General features: G+C 50.5%; 2 rRNA genes. Both read right to left on the reverse strand.

Annotation, left to right across the window (positions count from 1 at the left end):
• Position 1: 1 nt before the first annotated feature.
• Positions 2-118, reverse strand: a 5S ribosomal RNA gene (rrf, locus tag EKM91_RS13480).
• Positions 119-243: 125 nt separating this feature from the next.
• Positions 244-3,161 (reverse strand): 23S ribosomal RNA (locus tag EKM91_RS13485).
• Positions 3,162-3,277 lie beyond the last annotated feature (116 nt).

Consider the following 3,277-nt stretch of genomic DNA (forward strand, 5'->3'; position numbering starts at 1 on the left):
AGCGTGGCGACTTCCTACCCTCGCAGGCAGTTGCCCACCAACTACTCTCGGCGTAGAGAAGCTTAACTTCTGTGTTCGGCATGGGAACAGGTGTATCCTTCTCGCCATCGCCACCACACTGTGTATTTAACTGAGAGTTTTGCACCCTCAAAACTGGACATCATTGTTTTCAAGTTGTCGTGAACCGTATTTGTCCGCTAGCTGCGTTTGCTTTGGCTTAAATCTGCCAAAACCACACAACTTTTGGTTAAGTCCTCGACCGATTAGTACTGGTCCGCTCCATACATCGCTGCACTTCCACTTCCAGCCTATCTACCAGATCATCTCTCTGGGGTCTTACTTCCATAAAGGAATGGGAAATCTCATCTCGAGGGGGGCTTCACACTTAGATGCTTTCAGCGTTTATCCCTTCCGTTCATAGCTACCCAGCGATGCGCCTGGCGGCACAACTGGTACACCAGCGGAACGTCCATCCCGGTCCTCTCGTACTAAGGACAGCTCCTCTCAAATTTCCTGCGCCCGCGACGGATAGGGACCGAACTGTCTCACGACGTTCTGAACCCAGCTCGCGTACCGCTTTAATGGGCGAACAGCCCAACCCTTGGGACCGACTACAGCCCCAGGATGCGATGAGCCGACATCGAGGTGCCAAACCTCCCCGTCGATGTGGACTCTTGGGGGAGATAAGCCTGTTATCCCCAGGGTAGCTTTTATCCGTTGAGCGATGGCCCTTCCATACGGAACCACCGGATCACTAAGCCCGACTTTCGTCCCTGCTCGATTTGTCAATCTCGCAGTCAAGCGCCCTTATACCTTTACACTCTGCGAATGATTTCCAACCATTCTGAGGGCACCTTTGGGCGCCTCCGTTACATTTTAGGAGGCGACCGCCCCAGTCAAACTGCCCACCTGACACTGTCTCCCACCACGCTAAGTGGTGCGGGTTAGAGTGTTCATACAGCAAGGGTAGTATCCCACCAATGCCTCCATCGAAACTAGCGTTCCGATCTCTACGGCTCCTACCTATCCTGTACAAGCGGTACAAACACTCAATATCAAGCTACAGTAAAGCTCCATGGGGTCTTTCCGTCCTGTCGCGGGTAACCCGCATCTTCACGGGTATTATAATTTCACCGAGTCTCTCGTTGAGACAGTGCCCAAATCATTACGCCTTTCGTGCGGGTCGGAACTTACCCGACAAGGAATTTCGCTACCTTAGGACCGTTATAGTTACGGCCGCCGTTTACTGGGGCTTCAATTCTGGGCTTCGCTTACGCTAACTCATCCTCTTAACCTTCCAGCACCGGGCAGGCGTCAGCCCCTATACGTCATCTTACGATTTAGCAGAGACCTGTGTTTTTGATAAACAGTTGTTTGGGCCTATTCACTGCGGCTGCACTTGCGTGCAGCACCCCTTCTTCCGAAGTTACGGGGTCATTTTGCCGAGTTCCTTAACGAGAGTTCGCTCGCTCACCTGAGGCTACTCGCCTCGACTACCTGTGTCGGTTTGCGGTACGGGTAGTTTATTTCTCACTAGACGCTTTTCTTGGCAGTGTGACATCAGGTACTTCGCTACTTAAATTTCGCTCCCCATCACAACTTGTCCTTAAAGACTCAAGCATTTCACTCGAATCAAGACTTGATGCTTGGACACCCATTTCCAACCGGGTGCTTACCTTAGCCTACTGCGTCCCGCCATCGTTCAAACAAAATAAACTAGTACAGGAATTTCAACCTGTTTGTCATCGACTACGCCTCTCGGCCTCGCCTTAGATCCCGACTAACCCTGGGAGGACGAGCCTTCCCCAGGAAACCTTAGTCATACGGTGGACAGGATTCTCACCTATCTTTCGCTACTCATGCCGGCATTCTCACTTCTATGCGCTCCAGTCGTCCTCACGATCGACCTTCAACGCCCATAGAACGCTCTCCTACCACACATCCTTACGGATGCATCCACAGTTTCGGTATTATGCTTAGCCCCGGTATATTTTCGGCGCAGGGTCACTCGACTAGTGAGCTATTACGCACTCTTTAAATGGTGGCTGCTTCTGAGCCAACATCCTAGTTGTCTGTGCAACGCCACATCCTTTTCCACTTAGCATAAATTTAGGGACCTTAACTGGTGATCTGGGCTGTTCCCCTTTCGACAATGGACCTTATCGCTCACTGTCTGACTCCCAGAGTAAGATAATTGGTATTCGGAGTTTATCTGAATTCAGTAACCCTTGACGGGCCCCTAGTCCAAACAGTGCTCTACCTCCAATATCCATCCTCTGAGGCTAGCCCTAAAGCTATTTCGGAGAGAACCAGCTATCTCCAAGTTCGTTTGGAATTTCACCGCTACCCACAACTCATCCCAGCATTTTTCAACATACACGGGTTCGGTCCTCCAGTGTGTTTTACCACACCTTCAACCTGGTCATGGGTAGGTCACTTGGTTTCGGGTCTACACCAACATACTCACTCGCCCTATTCAGACTCGCTTTCGCTACGGCTCCGGCTTTTCACCTTAACCTCGCATGTTAGCGTAACTCGCCGGTTCATTCTACAAAAGGCACGCCGTCACCCATTAACGGGCTTCGACTAATTGTAGGCACACGGTTTCAGGAACTATTTCACTCCCCTTCCGGGGTGCTTTTCACCTTTCCCTCACGGTACTGGTTCACTATCGGTCACTAGGGAGTATTTAGCCTTGGGTGATGGTCCACCCGGATTCCGACGGAATTTCACGTGCTCCGCCGTACTCAGGATCCTGAACGGAGGAAACGTCGTTTCACCTACGGGGCTTTCACCCTCTGTGGCGCAGCTTTCCAGCTGACTTCGATTACAACGTTTCTTGGTAACTCCAATGTTCAGTCCTACAACCCCAAGGAGCAAGCTCCTTGGTTTGGGCTGTTCCCACTTCGCTCGCCGCTACTATGGGAATCGCAATTGCTTTCTCTTCCTGCAGGTACTTAGATGTTTCAGTTCCCTGCGTCTGCCTCTCAACAGCTATGTATTCACTGAAGAGTAATTATCTGATGATAACTGGGTTCCCCCATTCGGAAATCTCCGGATCAAAGCTTACGTACAGCTCCCCGAAGCATATCGGTGTTAGTCCCGTCCTTCATCGGCTCCTAGTGCCAAGGCATCCACCGTGCGCCCTTTGTAACTTAACCTTGATCGATAAATCGATCGGTTAGCGATTCGAATTTCTTTTAGAAACTCATACAAATACGCTGTGTTCTCGGCATTACTTTTTAAAACAATGATATCCAGTTTTCAAAGAACAAAA

This window comes from Lacticaseibacillus baoqingensis, assembly GCF_003946165.1.
Lineage (GTDB): Bacteria > Bacillota > Bacilli > Lactobacillales > Lactobacillaceae > Lacticaseibacillus > Lacticaseibacillus baoqingensis.